A 14,324-nucleotide genomic window follows, 5' to 3' on the forward strand; every position below is an offset into this window, starting at 1 on the left:
CTTTCATGGCAATGCCCCGCTGCGTGTTTGACCGGTGTCAGAACGGCCGCAGATGCCGCGGCACATCCATGGACTGATGCAGGACCCGGATCACGAAGATCCTGTCCGGGTCCACCTCGTAGAACACGAGGTGCCGACCCGTGATCAGTTTGCGCGCACCCTGCAAGAGATCGGAACAGTCAGACCCAATTTGAGGATTGGCGATCAATCCCTGCAGGGCACGCTCGATGTCGTCGAGATAACGATCCGCCTGCGCCTCGCCCCACTGTCGGTCGGTCTCGACCCAGATGTCGAGGAGATCGGATTTTGCCGCCTGAGAGTGATGAATGTCACGCATCAGAAGCGCCAGAGCGGCTCCGCGCGTCGCGCTTGATCTCATCCATGTCAAGCGGACCGGCGTCACCGGATTGTTTGCCCTCCATCAGCGCAACGCGAAGCCGCGCCCGCTGACCTTCCTGCTCCTCCATCAGGCGCAGAGAGGCGCGGATCAACTCGCTGGTTGACCCGTAACGCCCCTCTTTAAGCATCAGGGCGATGAATTCGTCCCAATGGGGGCCAAGTGTGACGCTTGTGCTTGCCATGCTCACCTCCGTAATACGCATGAATAAGATATATGAGTATTGTGGGCGTTTCAACTCGGGGGTGGGCTTGCGCCCTGTTCCGCAGCGGCGGGTCTTTGTACCTCTCGCAAAATCAGAGGATCTACAACCGCCCGAGCCTCGGACAGGCAGTCCAGCTTATAGTGCTCGAAGAACCCCCAACAGGCGTCGATCTCTTCACCGTCACGCTCGACGACATAGCCATAAACCCGTCCGCCGAGGTAGGCATCGAAGGTGACGATCTCAGCGCGCAGAATGTCCTTGGCCTTTTCGCGCATCGCCTTGGTGACTCGCTTCGCGCCGAACTCCTTTCGAACCGTTTCGAGCGTTACGTATACGAAGCCAACTTGGCCGGAATCCCACGGACAATGGAACCCGATGGTGTTCATCGCGAGGCCGGAATGGTCGTAGAGATACACGGGCAAGATGATTGCCTTGCGCTCGGCGCGCTCGCGGAGGCGATCCAGTGAGAGATCGCTCTGATCCGAGACGCCCGCAAGATCTCGCAGGAACGCCTCGGGGCAGTCGAACCGGTGGCTGTCCCCCAGCCGGTATCGGTGGTGCCAACAGATCAGCGCTCCGAGGTTGGACCACTCCCTTGGGCTCTCAGAATCGGGGTCGTGATAGATCTTGATGACGTGGCCTTGGTAGGCCTCCTCGTAGACAGGGTCTTGCATGTCGATATCCTTTCTTGAAACGAAATCGACCCGCCAAGCCGATTGGGGCTCAGGCGGGTCGATCTGGATGGGATCAGATGGTTGGTGAATGTGCCGCCCAGTGGATCAGGCGGCGGCGCGGTTCTGGCGATGCTGGACGTGCTCGACCGAGACCTTGAGAAGCCAATCCTCAAACCCGAGAATGGTCTGGTGATAGGCCACCGCCTCGATCCAGACCGCGCGCGGATCGCTGCCGATCTGCGTCGGGTCGTTGTCGATCCGGCCATTGGCCATCCACGGCTCCGGCTGAATGCGCCCGAGCCAGTCTACCAGCGAAGGGATACGTCCCTGGCAATCTTCGCGCACATGCTGCTCGCCAATCCAGCGGATCGGGACGACCCGGCCCGCGCTGTTGGTCAGGCTGCGACCGAACACCCGCTCGGCATCATAGATCCCGACGGTATGGTGTTTTTGGGCTCTGTGAACGAAAAGGCCTAGGTGCTCTTTGGATGAGTCAAACCAGTCATGCACGAACTGATAGTCGTCTGGAACACCGCCGAATTTTCGGGCAGAGCTTTCGGCGTGGTGGAGGGGATGTGCCATGTCAGAGCCCTTCATGTTCGGTGGTATTGGTTTCGATATAGCGGTTCGAGTGGCTGACATCGATCTTGTCGGTCTCGAGCGCCCAGGTGAGTTCGCCATAGCCGCCCTCGTTGTTCTCAAACCCAGGGCTCAGCGCATAGGCAAAGTCCCAGCCGAAATCTTCGGCCCGGCGCCGCAGCTCTTCCGTCAGGGTGATCGTGTCAGGGGTCACAACGACATCCTCGACATTGCCGGAATCGCCGTAGCCTTCGTATTGCACCTCGATGTTCGTTACGCCGAGGGTGCGCAGTTCGGAAAGAAGCGCCGCGCGGGTTTCTACCCGCTGTTCGGCAGCACGCCTCTGGGATTCTAGTATCTGCGCGTAGAAATCAGTCTCTTGTGTCATGTCTTTGATCCTTTGGAATTGAGGAAAGGGGAGGGCGACCATTACGCGAGGTCGCCCAGGAAGTTTCCTGCGGGGCTTCAGGCTGCCGCCGCGCCGCGCTGCTCAGCCGTCCGGTCAACCAGGTTGAAATAGAGGTTGTCGGTCGCGCGCTTGAACCCCGGCGGTTTGCGCGGGGCGAGACAGCGCACCGAGGCGCTGCAGCTCTCGCCGTGCTCCATCGCGAACTGCGTCACCTGGTCGATCAGGTCGTCCATGCCCGCGGCTTGAATGCGCTTCTCGGGGTAGCTCGCCAGCATCTGGAACTGGGTAACAACGAAGGCGCCATCGCGATGTGCGGGATAGAGGGTGATCTGGTAGTCGAGTGTCTTGGCCATCTCTGGTCTCCTGCGGCGGGCGGGACGCGGGTATCGCGCCCCTTGGAACCCGCCAGCGCGAAAGGACCGCCCTTGGTGCAAGGACGGTCCGAGGAGATGTTGGTGAAGAGGGGCGTCAGTATTCCGACGGCAGAAGCAGGGTCAGGACCCGGCGCGTTTGTTCCGGGTCGGATGGCTCGGGCGAGCCGTACATGTAGTCGGTGTCGAACAGGTCGAGCTTGAACCAGACTGTCGTGCCATCGAGGTCGATGACCCCCATCTCGTGCCAGCCATGAGGATCGCTGTCAGCGTTGAACGCATCAAACGAAGCAACGCGGCGGGTGAGAACAAGCTGGGCTTCAGGCCCAAGTGCTGAAACGCCGCGCGTCATGACGAACTGGCCCTGCGGCGCATCGACGGAGGGGGTGGTCCCGAGGATGGAGCGGCGAAAGGCATCATTATGAGCGGCAATCAGTGCGGCTTCCTTGACGGGATCGAGATCGAGTGTGGTGGTCATGGGATATCTCCGGGACGGGCCAGCCGATCCGACACCGGCTGCGTGAAACCCGTCAGCGGGAAAGGGCCGCCCTCTGCGCGAGGGCGGCCCAAAGTTCATGTCGTGATCAGATCGGTCTTCGCCGCGTCAGGCCGCATCCTCGCTCAGGAAGGCGGGCAAGGACGACGGTTCATCGCTCTCGGCGTCGGTCAGAGAATCTTCGGCGGACAAATCCCCCTCCTCGGCCTCCGGCGCATCGTTGCCCAAGTCGGCACCGGCCTCCGTCGCACCGGCAAACAGCAGCCCGTCAGGCAGCCAGCGCGTCGTCCTGGCAACCGTTGCGGCGTCGAAGCCTTCCGTCTCGCCGGCCGTTTCCGCGAAAGCCCGTTCCATCGCGGCTGCGATATCGCCCTTGCGCTCGCGATTGCGATCCTCGGCGTAATCGTCACCAATCAGTTTGCGCGCCGTGGCCACGGCATGGCCCTTGTTGACCCGACCCCAGTAGTTCTGCGCGGTCGGGCGCCAGCATGCCGCCACATCGACGTCAAGCCGCCCGCCGATCTCCTCGATGATCGGGGAGGGGCGATTGTCGGAGGAAAGCTGCGGCTTGACTGCCAGACCCGTCGCCCAGGCGAAAAGCGCTTGCTTGTCGGCAAGAGGCAGCGCCGACATCGCCTGGAAGTCCTCTGGTTTCTCCAAGGTCATCCAGTCGGTGGCGAGGTCCTGTTCCAGCGCCTCGAGCATTTTCTGGGCGACGGTATCCGCATGCAGTACCTCGCGGTTTTGCGCCTGGAAGGGCCGGATCGAGATGTCGAGCGCCTCGTTGTTGTAGGACCGCCCCAATGCTTGTTCGCAGAGCGCGTAGAGCATCGCATCGAACGCCACCTCGAAATCCGCCGCCAGATGTGCCCGCAGAATGTGCTGGCGCGTGGCCCGGAGATCGTCGGCCAGGCTCGCCGAAATACCGTCCGCCTTGCGCAAAGTCGCGGCCGGATCGGAAGTCGGCACCGGTGTCGAGGAGGTCGGCGGCGTCACGTGCGGGCGGGCAGGGGATGGGGCATCACCCGCATCCGTGGTGACCTCTTCGGGCTCGGGTGCCGCAGGAATATCTTCGGGACGCACGAGGCCTTTCTCGACGCGCAGTGCCCCGCCATGACCGATGGTCAGAACCACACCGGCGATGGCGCGATCAGCGTCTGCAAAAGGCTGCCGCTCTCGCTGCAAGGCCTCAATCTCGCGCAGGCGCGGCTCGATCGCGTAGTATTCTTCCGTTTCAGCGTCGGTCCAATCCTCGCCGTCATTCTGCGCCGCCAGTTCTTCCTCGCGTGCGATAAGACTTTCCTCCTCGGCTAGCAGGTCCGGATCAGGGTCGATATCCTGCGGATAGACCCGCCCGAAACTGCGAAATGCGCCGTAGTCGACCGAGAGGTGAACCTCGACCCATTTCCACGTCCCTTCAAAAGTCTTGGCCGCAGCCTGCAGCTTCTCGATGGCGAGGCGCTCGAGGAGCTCGGGGTTTTCCATATGGGCGCTGGCCCGATCGTCAAAGAGATCGCGCAGCAGAACCCCGCCCGCCGCCTCATAGGCCTCGATGCCGACAAAGCGCCCCAGGGCGGAGTTCGCCGAATGCGCAGTCTCGGTCAGCTGACGTTTGATGCTCTGGGGATGGATGTGATAACCACCCTTCACCGCGTTCCAGACCGCCAGCTGGCGATCATGATCGTCTGTCAGCGTGAAGGCCATGACGCATTCGAGGGTAAGGCCACCCGCACGGAACTGTTCGATGATCTCGGGCGCGACACGGGCGAGTTTGAGGCGGCGGCGCACCAGGTCGACGGAGACACCGAATTTCAGCGCGATCTCGTCCTCGGTGCGACCCTCACCGATCAGCGCCTCAAAAGCCTCGAACTGGTCTGCTGGGTGCATCGCAGCGCGCTGGAGGTTCTCCGTGGCAGAGGTGAGGATGGCGTTGCGCTCGTCCTCGACGAGGCAAGGCACCGGGTGGTCTGAGGGGATCACGCCGTCTTCGGCAAGCTGCTTCAGCGCCTTGAGGCGACGGCCGCCGGCATCGACCGCAAATCGTGTCTCTGACAACACATGAACCACCAGGTTCTGCTTAATGCCTGTCTCGCGGATGCTGGCGAGCAGTTCAGCGTCGTCGCTGGCACTTGCCGCAACTTTTCGAACGTTGAGAGGGCTCGGTTCCAGTTGATCGAGCGGGATTAGACGGATGTCGGTAGCGCCGTCAGTCGCGGTCGATCCGGCGGCTCCGGTTTTCTTCGCGGTGGCGGGTTTCGGGCGGGTTGAGGTCTTGGCCATGGTCAGGGTCCTTGTCACGCCGGACCCGGATGAGACTCTCTCTATCCTTTCAAGCCCGGCACCCGGGCTTCCCTTTCTCTGGCTCTATTCCAATTGCGGATCACCTTGCCACCAGGACCACGGGCCGAACTGCGTGAAGGCGAGGTCCTCGACGATTGGCGGAAAGCAGAGGCGGGTCATGCCGCGCGTCTTGCCCGTGTGGCCGGTCGCGTCGGCGCGCTGGACGACCGCCTGAAGCGCAGCCCGGAAGGATGGCGGCACAGGCTTGCCCTGATCGAGGCTGCCGACCTCAGCTGGTTCGCGGGTGACCGCATTGGCCCGGATCGCATTGCTATTTGGATATCCATGCGCCTGTCAGGCGTTCAAGAGGACCCCGCAGCACTGGCGCGTGTCGGTTGGGCGGTACGTCGTCTGACAGGGGGACCAGGCCCAAAGGTGGACCTTTCTGCCTTCCTCGATCGTCGCGATCCCAAGAACATGGTCGATGACGCCGAGCCTTTCGCGGATCGCGCGGGCGGTTGGCTGAACCTGATGGCGCAAGCCGCCGAGCTGCACCCGATAACCCGTGCCTGCGCGGGTTATCACCTCTGGAGCCTTGCGGGCCTTGGGCAGCAGGGCGATCGAATGGAAGCGGCAGTCACAGCCGCGCGGATTGTGGCCAGCGAGGGCGGGGGCGCCGTCTTTGCACCTCTGGCTATGGGCGGGGCAGGGGGGCTGCGCGCCAGCGGCCCACCCGCTGACCGTCTGGCGCGCTGGCTTGACGGGATGGAGACCGCATGCCTGACCGCAATGCGGCACCTTGACGATATCGAGGCATGGTCAGCGCGGGCAGAAACCGAGATGACCGCGCTCTCGGGAAAGACTCCGCGCGCCTTGCGCGCTGTGCTTACCGAATGGCCCCTTGTCTCTGCCCCGATGGGCGAGGTCCTGACCAACGCTAGCCGTGCCGCCGTTCAACGCAATATTGCCTGGATGGAAGCGCGAGGCCTTATCCGCGAGGTGACCGGCCAGGGGCGATTCAAGATATGGGTAGCGGCACGATCTTGAATCTTCCAGTTCGATGCATGGGAGCTTCAAGAGTTCGGGAAGTTCGTGTCATAGTTTTCAGTTTCCAGAAATCGCGTCGAGCACCGGACAGTTGGGGACTTCGGCGCCAGAACACCTGGATGCCGTTGCAGCGAGGACGGATTCGATCCGCCGGAGATCCGAGATCTTCGCCCGCACGTCCGCAAGGTGACGTTCTGTCCGCTCCTTGACCTCGGCGCAGGTCGGCGCGGCACCATCGTTGAGCCCCATCAGCCCGCGAATGTCCTCCATCGAGAACCCGAGCTCGCGGGCGCGCAGGATGAAGCGAAGGCGCGTGGCGTGTGCGGCGGAATATATCCGGTAGCCTGCGGCGCTGCGCGGCGGGTCGGGCAGCAGGCCGGTTTTCTCGTAATAGCGGATCGTCTCGATGTTGCATCCGGTCGCCCGGGCCAGGTCGCCGCGTGTTAAGCTGCTCTCGCTTTCGTGATCGATCATGGGGGTTTTCCTCTTGAGCCTGTAGCTACTACAGACCCTACACCCATCGTCAACCACAGACGAAAGGTGCGCGACATGGCGCTGACAGACGACAGAACTGACACCTCAGCAGCGGATCGCCCCGCCCGAAAGGGCTAGCTTGCGGCGGGCGGGGTGATGGGCGCCTTTCTCGCCTCGGCCTGCTGTGTCGGACCATTGGTGCTGCTGACCCTCGGCATCTCGGGGGCCTGGATCGGCAACCTGACGGCGCTGGAGCCCTTCAAGCCGATCTTCGCCGTGATTGCGCTCGGCTTCATCGGGGCGGGATTCCGGCAGGTCTATTTCCGCAAACCGACCGTCTGCGAGCCCGGTTCCTACTGCGCGCGCCCATCCTCGGCGCGCATCACCAAGTCCGCTCTCTGGACCTCCCTGATCCTCGTCCTCGCTGCACTCACCATCGACTGGTGGGCTCCGCTTCTCTACTGATCTCGAAAGGACACCCTCATGAAGACGATCCTTGCCCTTGTTCTGTTCGGCCTGACCGCCACAGCACCCATCACGGCCATCCCTGCCGTCGCGCAAACCGTCGCCGCCGAGCAGACCCTCACCTTCGCGGTGGACAATATGACCTGTGCGCTGTGTCCGGTCACCGTGAAGCGCGCGATGGAGGGCGTCGAAGGCGTGCACGCGGTCGAGATCGACTTCGAGGCGCGCACCGCTACTGTCGTCTTCGACACCGCCGCGACCAGCGCCGAGGCGATCGCGACCGCGTCGGCCAATGCAGGCTACCCGGCGCGCGTCTCGGGTTGACGGGATGACCGAGCGGACAGACCGCAAGCTGATTGCAACAGGTGTCGTCGGCACCGTCATCGCAGCGCTCTGCTGCTTCACGCCGATCCTGGTCGTTCTTCTCGGCGCCGTGGGCCTGTCGGCCTGGCTGGGTTGGCTCGACTATGTGCTGCTGCCCGCGCTGGCGTTTTTTATCGGCCTGACCATCTAGGGGTCTGATGCCGGAGGGGGCAAAATAGTACGCTCTCATGAGCGTTTTTGATTTTCCCGGCATCAGACCCCCCGAAGCTGGACCTCGATGTCTACCCCTACGTGCCTCGGGCGAACGTCGAGACCACGTCCGCGGCCAGCTACATGTCCCTGCTGTCGGAGGATGCAGCATGACCGTGGCCCCGAAGATCCTGCTCGCGGATCATCTCAAGACGCTGAAGCTGCCCACCTTCCTTCGGGAATACGACAAGCTTGCCCGCCAATGCGCCGCCGAGGGTCGGGATCACGTCCAGTTCCTGGCGCGTCTCGTCGAGCTGGAACTGATCGACCGCGAGCGTAGGATGATCGAACGGCGGATCAAGGCTGCGAAGTTCCCAGCCACAAAGAGCCTCGACAGCTTCGACTTCAAGGCGATCCCGAAGCTCAACAAGATGCAGGTGCTGGAACTTGCCCGCTGCGAATGGATCGACCGACGCGAGAACGTCATCGCCTTGGGGCCCAGCGGCACAGGCAAGACCCATATTGCCCTCGGGCTGGGGCTGGCCGCCTGCCAGAAGGGGCTGCCGGTCAGCTTCATCACCGCCGCCGCGCTGGTCAACGAACTGATGGAGGCCCGCGACGAACGTCGCCTGCTCTGCCTGCAAAAGCAGCTGGCCGCCGTCAAGCTGCTCATCATCGACGAGTTGGGCTTCGTGCCGCTCTCCAAGACCGGTGCCGAGCTACTGTTCGAGGTGATCTCGCAGCGCTATGAGCGCGGGGCCACGCTGATCACCAGCAACCTGCCGTTCGACGAATGGACCGAGACCTTCGGCACCGAACGCTTGACTGGCGCACTGCTCGATCGACTGACGCATCACGTCAACATCCTCGAGATGAACGGCGACAGCTATCGGCTCGCCCAAAGCCGCGCCCGAAAGGCCGAAGCCCCAACCTGATCATCCGCCACAGGATTGGCCCTGCGGGCCAAGCGCCATGGCACGCGCCAGCTATGTGACAAGCGCGCGCGCCATGGCGCCTGGCGCCCGTCATTGGCCTGATTTTGCGCCGCCACGTGGCTGGTTTTTACTCCGCCGTTGACACGCGCTCCCCGAAAGGTTGCAACAACTGGCAGGAGATGGTGAAAGGGTCACCCTGATCGCTTCTTGAACCTGATGTGTGGACCGGCGCGGCGAAAGCCGATGCCTTGGAGCCAATGAGGAAGAAGCGCGCGGAAATCCATCGGGGCTCGCGGCGACGAAACATCGGGCCGCTCAAGGAAGCCGGATATACGTCTGCAATCGTGATCGCCGAACCAGACCAAGTTAGCCTGTTGCAATCAGGCGGGGTCCATATACGTCCACAAATGACAGTGCCAAGAGATCTCGTTTAGGATCCACCACGCCCAGTTGTTGTTTGCCTTTGATATCCTTTGGCATCAAGTTTCAGCGTGCGTGACAAGCCTGCCTTGACGCGTCTCAGTGGGATTGAGCTTTCAATAGATGCTACACCTGAAACTTTGGTGAAGGTGCTGGTTAGGAAGCGTTCAAAATCGGAAGGCCCGCGCGTTGCAATGCGCAGCAGATAGTCGCGGTTGCCGGTCATCAGCCAACAATCGACAACTTCAGGAAAGCTGCACACCGCGGCTTCGAAGCTGGCCAGTGCGTCGTCCACTTGACGGTCAAGTTTGACCGAGACAAACACGGAAAATTCATAACCCAAAGCAGTTTCGTCGATCAGCGCAGCATAGCCTGTGATCACGCCCGCATTCTCTAAAATGCGCAGCCTGCGGGCCACCGGGGATGGACTAAGTCCGACGGCTTCGGCCAGTTCGTTGATTGTGGCACGTCCGTTACGCTGCAGGACATGCAGAATACCCACATCGTAAGAATCAAGGTTGGTGCTAATCATCAAGTTTTTCCGAAATAGTGGCTACTGTCACCACATAACACATAAAATCTTCGTAAAATAGGCGAGAAGCGTCAGACTATTGTTGCTAGTCTCGCAACACTTCAAGCTTTGAATGCGAGGGCCGAAAATGACATCTGACACAGTCCATCTCAAAACGCTTCAGGACCGTTTGTTGTGGTTGTCGCATTGGATGATTCATCACGCCAACCACATCCGGCCAAAGGTAGACGGAATCAAGGTTGGTGGCCATCAAGCCAGCTCGGCCTCGATGGTGTCGATCATGACGGCGCTATACTTTTCCGCGCTGCGACCCGAAGATCGCGTAGCGGTAAAGCCGCACGCCTCGCCGATCTTTCATGCCATGCAATACCTGATGGGTCATCAAACGCTTGATAAGATGAAGAACTTTCGCGGGTTCGAGGGCGTGCAAAGCTATCCCAGCCGCACCAAGGATGTGGACGACGTGGATTATTCGACCGGCTCTGTAGGGTTGGGCGTGGCGATTACCGCTTTCGGGTCGATCGTACAGGATTACTTGATGGCCAAAGACTGGAGCAGCGACCTGGCTGCTGGCCGCCATGTGGCGCTGGTCGGCGATGCCGAACTGGACGAAGGTAATATCTATGAAGCGTTGCAAGAGGGCTGGAAGAACGATCTGCGCAACTGCTGGTGGATCATCGACTACAACCGCCAGTCATTAGACGGTGTGGTGCGCGAAGGCCTGTTTTCGCGAGTAGAAAAAATCTTCGAAGCTTTCAGCTGGAATGTCATTCGCGTGAAGTACGGCGCTCTGCAGCGCGCGGCCTTTGAAGAAGAGGGTGGCAACGCCCTGCGCGATTGGATCGACGCCTGCCCGAACCAGCAATATTCCGCCCTGACCTATCAGGGCGGCGCGGTCTGGCGCAAACGGTTGATGGATGATCTTGGTGATCAGGGGCCGGTGACGGCGCTGATCGGCAAGCGCAATGATACGGAACTCGCGGCGCTGATGGAGAATCTTGGCGGCAACTGTGTCGAGACCATGGCCGAGGTGTTTGCCAATGTCACCGACGACCGTCCCACATGTTTTCTTGCTTATACGATCAAGGGCTGGGGCACACCCATTGCGGGCCACAAGGACAACCACGGTGGCTTAATGACCAAGAACCAGATGGCCGACTGGCAACAACATATGGGCGTGCCGGCGGGGCAGGAGTGGGACAAGTTCGCCACCGTGCCAGACGCCGCCGCGCTGCAAAAGTTCCTCGACAAGGTGCCCTTTTTTGCCAAAGGTCGTCGCCGCTTCACCGACGCGGTATTGCCGGTTCCCGAGATTGCCCTGTCATCTGACCGCGAGATATCGACACAGATGGCATTCGGCAAGATCCTTGATGATTTGTCCAAAGGCGACAGCCTTATGGCGGAGCGCATCGTGACGATGTCGCCCGACGTGACCGGCACCACCAATCTCGGCCCCTGGGTGAACCGGCGCAAGCTGTTTGCCCGCACTGAGCAGGCCGATGCCTTTATCGAGCATCGCATCCCCTCAACCGCGAAATGGGAATTCACGCCGAAAGGTCAACACATCGAACTTGGCATCGCCGAGATGAACCTGTTTCTGTTGCTGGCGGCGGCGGGGCTGTCGCATTCACTGTTCGGCAAGCGGCTGATCCCGATCGGGACACTCTACGATCCTTTCGTGGCGCGCGGGCTCGATGCTTTGAACTACGCTTGCTATCAGGACGCGCGGTTCATGGTGGTAGGTACGCCCTCGGGCGTTACGCTGGCACCCGAAGGCGGTGCGCATCAATCTATCGGCACACCCTTGATCGGGATGAGCCAAGACGGACTGGCCGCCTTTGAGCCCGCCTTTGCCGATGAATTGGCAGTTATCATGGAGTGGGCCTTAGGCTATCTCCAGCGGGACGGTTCAGGCAATCCTGACGAGCGCACCTGGCTGCGCGATGAAGCCGGCGGCTCCGTCTATCTGCGGCTCTCGACGAACCCGGTGGAACAGCCCGGCAAGCGCCCGAATGGGGATTGGCAGCAAGGAACTATAGACGGCGCTTATTGGTTGCGTCGGCCCGGACCCAACTGCGAGGTGGTGATCGCTTATCAAGGTGTCATTGCGCCCGAAGCGATCCGCGCCGCAGGCGCGATGGCCGATGCGAGGCGTGACATCGGCGTGCTGGCCGTTACCTCGGCGGATCGGCTGAGCGCGGGCTGGACGGCGGCACAGCGCGCTCGGGCACGTGGCCAGCAGGGCGCGACTAGTCATGTTGAACGCCTCTTGCAAGATTTGCCGCCGCATTGCCGCCTTCTCACGGTAATTGACGGACACCCCGCGACATTGTCATGGCTCGGTGCGGTTCAGGGCCACCAGACGATTCCGTTGGGTGTGGAACGCTTTGGGCAGACTGGGACTATTGGCGAGCTGTACCAATACTACAAAATTGATGCGCAAAGTATGATAGAGAAGATCAATGGCTTGACAACAGGGCGCAAGATTGCCGTTGTTTAAGGAACGTCTGAAAAACCCACCACTTTTGGCGTGATCTGGTAGACTTGGGTGTCCCTGCAAGGAGTCCTTGCGATGCCGAAACAGCCCGCTCTTCCCGGCCTGCGCGACGCCATGAAGAAGAAACGGACGCGGCGGGAGTTGTTCTTGGCGGAGATGGATGCGGTGGTGCCGTGGGTTCGGCTGCTTGCGCTGATCGTGCCGCACTATCCCAAGGCCGGGCCAAAGGGCGGTCGGCCACCGATGGCTCTGGAGGTGATGCTGCGGGTCTATTTCCTTCGGAACTGGTATGCTCTGAGCGACCCGATGGCCGAGGAGACCCTCTACGACAGCCAGGCGATGCGCCGCTTTGCCGGGATCGAACTGGGCGATGACCGCATTCCGGATGAGACCCACCAGCTTTTGCCCACTCCAGCCGACAGATTCTGACCGGGCGGATGCGAATAGGATCATCACCATCACCGATGGCAATCATTTTCCCAACCTCATCCGCCCGGTTTCTGGCCTGCCTTACAGGGGATACTGTTGGGACGGCTGTTCGATCGTAATCCACTTCAGCTCGGTGAATTCATCAATCACCGCAGTGCTGTCGAACTGGCCCCAACCGCTGGCCTTCGTGCCGCCATAAGGCGCTTGGGCTTCATTCGAGACGGTGGAGCCGTTGATGTGCACTGAACCCGTCTGAAGGCGCATTGCGACATCAAGTGCGTGGACCATGTCTGTCCCGAAGACAGCAGCAGACAGGCCGTATTCAGTGTCATTGGCCACCCGAACAGCTTCGTCCGCGCCGTTGACACGGATCACCTGCAAGATCGGACCAAAGGCTTCCTCGGAGTAGATGCGCATCTTGGATGTGACACCATCGAGCACAGTCGGCGACATCAGGGTGCTGTCTGCAAGCCCGCCAGTCCGTATCTTCGCACCTTTTTCGGTCGCGTCGGCAAGCAAACCGTTCAGGTGATTAACTGCGCCCTGGCTGATGATCGGACCAAGCGCGCAAGCCGCCTGAGTGCGTGGATCGCCCGCCTCCAGCTGTGCTGCCCGCGCGGCGAGTTTCTCGACGAACGCATCGGCGACAGACTCATCGACAATGGCACGCTCGGTCGTCATGCAGATCTGGCCCTGATAGAGGAAGGCGCCGAAGATGGTCGCATCCACTGCGCCGTCGATATCCGCATCCGCGAGGACCACCATGGGCGACTTGTCGCCGAGTTCCATCAGGCTACGCTTGAGATGGCGGCCACAAGCCGCAGCAATGATCCGGCCAACATGCGTCGAACCGGTGAAGTTGACACGCCGCACGGCTGGATGCGCGATCATTGCCTCTACGACTTCGGGTGCGTCCTTTGGGTCGTTGATCACGAAGTTGAGCGTTCCTGCGGGGAAACCGGCCGCATGGACGGCCTCAGCAACCAGCACATGGGTCTTGGGCGAGGTTTCCGAGGCGCGGAAAACAACGGTGTTGCCGCACATCAGCGGATAGGCAATGGCCCGTGCTGCCAGCACAATCGGCCCGTTCCAAGGCACGATCGACAGGATCACACCTACCGGCTGCCTTACGGTCATCGACAACGTGCCCGGCTTGTCAGACGGGATAGTACTGCCCTGAATCTGCGTGGTCATCGCTGCGGCTTCGCGGAAAACATTCGCCGCGAGCATGACATTGAAGCGTGCCCAGAGTTCGCCGGCCCCGACTTCGCCTTTCATGGCGACAACGAAATCTTCCGTGCGCTTTTCGATCTCTTCCGCGGCCTTCATGAGCAGGGCGCGGCGCTGGCCCGGACCAGTCTGCGACCAGGACGCAAAGGCGCGTTCGGCAGATTCGATCGCGGCCACGGCATCCCCTGGCGTGGCAGCTGCGCCACGCGTCACGACTTCGCCACTTACAGGTGAGCAGCGTTCAAATGTGGCGTTGTCTGTGGCATTCTGCGCCTCATTGTCGATATAGAGCTGAACAGTCATTCCATGTCCTTTTAAGTTTACTTCTCTGTTCTTGAAACCTGCGTCAGCCAAAAGCCTCGCGAGGATTC

General features: G+C 61.2%; 17 protein-coding genes and 1 pseudogene. 7 read left to right on the top strand and 11 right to left on the bottom strand.

Annotated elements, in window-relative coordinates; genetic code table 11:
* Positions 1 to 37 precede the first annotated feature (37 nt).
* From I6N89_RS19560 to I6N89_RS19595, 8 genes are all read right to left on the bottom strand, one after another.
* Entirely contained in the window at positions 38 to 337 is a 300-nt protein-coding gene (locus I6N89_RS19560; protein ID WP_038068086.1) for a type II toxin-antitoxin system RelE/ParE family toxin, read from the bottom strand.
* Positions 330 to 581, bottom strand: a complete 252-nt coding sequence (locus tag I6N89_RS19565) for a type II toxin-antitoxin system ParD family antitoxin (protein WP_009827037.1) — start codon at positions 579 to 581, stop codon at positions 330 to 332. The genes I6N89_RS19560 and I6N89_RS19565 overlap by 8 nt, the downstream gene beginning before the upstream one ends.
* Before the next feature lie 50 nt (positions 582 to 631).
* Positions 632 to 1,276 (bottom strand): hypothetical protein, encoded by a 645-nt coding sequence (locus I6N89_RS19570; protein WP_038068083.1) that lies wholly within the window; start codon positions 1,274 to 1,276, stop codon positions 632 to 634.
* Positions 1,277 to 1,381: 105 nt separating this feature from the next.
* Positions 1,382 to 1,858, bottom strand: coding sequence for a DUF6915 family protein (locus tag I6N89_RS19575; protein ID WP_038068081.1), 477 nt, complete (start codon positions 1,856 to 1,858; stop codon positions 1,382 to 1,384).
* Position 1,859: 1 nt separating this feature from the next.
* On the bottom strand, positions 1,860 to 2,243 hold the full coding sequence (locus I6N89_RS19580) for a DUF6878 family protein (protein ID WP_038068105.1): 384 nt from the start codon (positions 2,241 to 2,243) through the stop codon (positions 1,860 to 1,862).
* A 77-nt stretch (positions 2,244 to 2,320) separates the two neighbouring features.
* A complete protein-coding gene (locus tag I6N89_RS19585; RefSeq protein ID WP_038068079.1) occupies positions 2,321 to 2,617 on the bottom strand; it encodes a hypothetical protein in 297 nt (98 codons plus the stop codon).
* Positions 2,618 to 2,732: 115 nt separating this feature from the next.
* A complete protein-coding gene (locus I6N89_RS19590; protein ID WP_038068078.1) occupies positions 2,733 to 3,113 on the bottom strand; it encodes a DUF3768 domain-containing protein in 381 nt (126 codons plus the stop codon).
* A 126-nt stretch (positions 3,114 to 3,239) separates the two neighbouring features.
* Entirely contained in the window at positions 3,240 to 5,411 is a 2,172-nt protein-coding gene (locus I6N89_RS19595; RefSeq protein ID WP_038068076.1) for a ParB/RepB/Spo0J family partition protein, read from the bottom strand.
* Positions 5,412 to 5,504: 93 nt separating this feature from the next.
* Here I6N89_RS19595 and I6N89_RS19600 point away from each other — a divergent pair, with 93 nt between their 5' ends.
* Positions 5,505 to 6,458 (top strand): hypothetical protein, encoded by a 954-nt coding sequence (locus I6N89_RS19600; RefSeq protein WP_038068075.1) that lies wholly within the window; start codon positions 5,505 to 5,507, stop codon positions 6,456 to 6,458.
* Positions 6,459 to 6,515: 57 nt separating this feature from the next.
* On the opposite strand, the gene I6N89_RS19605 is transcribed toward I6N89_RS19600, so the two are convergent.
* Entirely contained in the window at positions 6,516 to 6,932 is a 417-nt protein-coding gene (locus tag I6N89_RS19605) for a MerR family transcriptional regulator (protein WP_038068073.1), read from the bottom strand.
* Positions 6,933 to 7,088: 156 nt separating this feature from the next.
* Here I6N89_RS19605 and I6N89_RS19610 point away from each other — a divergent pair, with 156 nt between their 5' ends.
* The 4 genes from I6N89_RS19610 (at position 7,089) to istB (ending at position 8,845) form a co-directional block, all read left to right on the top strand.
* Entirely contained in the window at positions 7,089 to 7,397 is a 309-nt protein-coding gene (locus I6N89_RS19610) for a mercuric transporter MerT family protein (RefSeq protein ID WP_236016736.1), read from the top strand.
* An 18-nt stretch (positions 7,398 to 7,415) separates the two neighbouring features.
* Positions 7,416 to 7,721, top strand: a complete 306-nt coding sequence (locus I6N89_RS19615; protein ID WP_038068071.1) for a heavy-metal-associated domain-containing protein — start codon at positions 7,416 to 7,418, stop codon at positions 7,719 to 7,721.
* A gap of 4 nt (positions 7,722 to 7,725) precedes the next feature.
* Positions 7,726 to 7,911: a mercury resistance system transport protein MerF gene (gene merF, locus I6N89_RS19620; RefSeq protein ID WP_107817721.1), complete on the top strand. Its 186-nt coding sequence runs from the start codon at positions 7,726 to 7,728 to the stop codon at positions 7,909 to 7,911.
* 169 nt (positions 7,912 to 8,080) lie between these two features.
* The gene (gene istB, locus I6N89_RS19625; RefSeq protein ID WP_038068069.1) at positions 8,081 to 8,845 is read left to right on the top strand and encodes an IS21-like element helper ATPase IstB; all 765 of its coding nucleotides are present in this window, start codon (positions 8,081 to 8,083) and stop codon (positions 8,843 to 8,845) included.
* A 430-nt stretch (positions 8,846 to 9,275) separates the two neighbouring features.
* Here istB and I6N89_RS19630 read toward each other — a convergent pair whose 3' ends face one another.
* On the bottom strand, positions 9,276 to 9,794 hold the full coding sequence (locus I6N89_RS19630) for an Lrp/AsnC family transcriptional regulator (protein WP_419247628.1): 519 nt from the start codon (positions 9,792 to 9,794) through the stop codon (positions 9,276 to 9,278).
* A gap of 130 nt (positions 9,795 to 9,924) precedes the next feature.
* On the opposite strand from I6N89_RS19630, the gene I6N89_RS19635 reads away from it, so the two are divergent.
* Together I6N89_RS19635 and I6N89_RS19640 are read left to right on the top strand one after the other, a co-directional pair.
* Positions 9,925 to 12,297 (top strand): 1-deoxy-D-xylulose-5-phosphate synthase N-terminal domain-containing protein, encoded by a 2,373-nt coding sequence (locus I6N89_RS19635; protein WP_038068067.1) that lies wholly within the window; start codon positions 9,925 to 9,927, stop codon positions 12,295 to 12,297.
* 72 nt (positions 12,298 to 12,369) lie between these two features.
* Positions 12,370 to 12,687 (top strand): annotated as a pseudogene (locus I6N89_RS19640) (transposase); the annotation flags it as partial.
* Between the two features lie 117 nt (positions 12,688 to 12,804).
* Here I6N89_RS19640 and I6N89_RS19645 read toward each other — a convergent pair.
* Positions 12,805 to 14,256, bottom strand: coding sequence for an aldehyde dehydrogenase (locus tag I6N89_RS19645; RefSeq protein ID WP_207020151.1), 1,452 nt, complete (start codon positions 14,254 to 14,256; stop codon positions 12,805 to 12,807).
* Between the last annotated feature and the right edge of the window lie 68 nt (positions 14,257 to 14,324).

It is taken from the genome of Salipiger abyssi, assembly GCF_017311415.1.
GTDB classification, from domain to species: domain Bacteria; phylum Pseudomonadota; class Alphaproteobacteria; order Rhodobacterales; family Rhodobacteraceae; genus Salipiger; species Salipiger abyssi_A.